The organism is Acinetobacter sp. 228 (assembly GCF_048147885.1).
In genome coordinates this window covers 1-1108 of the sequence record NZ_JAYWYV010000512.1, presented here as the reverse complement: position 1 = coordinate 1108, position 1108 = coordinate 1, and the positions used below count along the sequence as shown (strand labels likewise).

The 1108-nt window shown below is 42.6% G+C and carries 3 protein-coding genes; all 3 read right to left on the bottom strand.

Going from position 1 to position 1108, the window contains the following annotated elements:
* The coding region (locus VXQ92_RS20330) for a radical SAM protein (protein WP_416683002.1) at positions 1-363 on the bottom strand (363 nt) is incomplete at its 3' end.
* Entirely contained in the window at positions 360-644 is a 285-nt protein-coding gene (gene pqqD, locus VXQ92_RS20325; protein WP_001031360.1) for a pyrroloquinoline quinone biosynthesis peptide chaperone PqqD, read from the bottom strand. The genes pqqD and VXQ92_RS20330, both read right to left, overlap by 4 nt.
* Positions 641-1108 (bottom strand): pyrroloquinoline-quinone synthase PqqC (pqqC, locus tag VXQ92_RS20320; RefSeq protein WP_416683001.1); only part of this gene is annotated, 468 nt, incomplete at its 5' end. The genes pqqC and pqqD, both read right to left, overlap by 4 nt.

The following is a 1108-nucleotide window of genomic DNA, read 5'->3' as shown; positions in this document are numbered from 1 at the left end:
GACCGGATCACTCGCTTGAAAGCTAATTTGAATATGGTCTAGGCCAGCTTGCTTTAAATGCGAAATACGCTGTTCGGTAAGTCCCATGCCTGAGGTAATCAGGTTGGTGTAGAAGCCAAGTTGGTGTGCATGCGCCACAAGCTGCTCCAGATCTTGACGCACCAAAGGTTCACCACCGGAAAAACCGAGTTGTACTGCCCCCATTTGACGCGCTTGATCAAAAACATCAAACCACTCTTGTGTGGTCAGTTCATTTTTATGCTGTGCGTAGTCTAAAGGGTTTGAGCAATATGGACATTGTAGCGGGCAACGATAAGTTAACTCCGCTAATAACCATAAAGGTAGGCCAACACCTTCTGTCATACTAAATCAATCCAGTGTTGTTGCTGGGCAACTAACATGTAATCAATAACATCGTTGTCAATTTCGGCTATATCACCAAATTGTTGCTTGAGCTGGGCAATAATTGCAGAAACATTATTTTTCCCATCAATATATTGTCCAATGGCCCCTGCACTTTCATTTAATTTGATCATGCCTTCAGGATATAAAATGACAAAGCCATTTTGAGCAGGCTCAAATTGAAAGCGATAACCTTGGCGCCATGTAGGCACAAGATTTACATCAAATTGTTCTTTATTCATTTAAATAGTCCTTTGTGCCATACCCGTTCTTGAGTCACGCTATGATACGGTGCTTCATTGTGTACATATGCCAGTGTTAAAGCATCCAAAATGCTCCATAAAATATCCAGTTTAAACTGTAATATTTCCAGCATTCTTTGTTGTTGTTCATGAGTAGTAAATGAATCAAGCGTGATAGTTAAACCATGTTCAACATCACGGCGTGCTTGACTTAAGCGAGAGCGGAAATATTCATAGCCCTTGTCATCAATCCAAGGGTAATGCTGTGGCCATGACTCAAGACGAGACTGATGAATTTGAGGCGCAAATAGCTCAGTTAAAGAACTGCTTGCTGCCTCACGCCATGACGCACGGCGTGCAAAATTTACATAGGCATCTACAGCAAATCGTACACCCGGCAAAACCAATTCTTCGGAAATCACTTGCTCACGACTCAAGCCTACAGCTTCGGCTAACCGTAACCA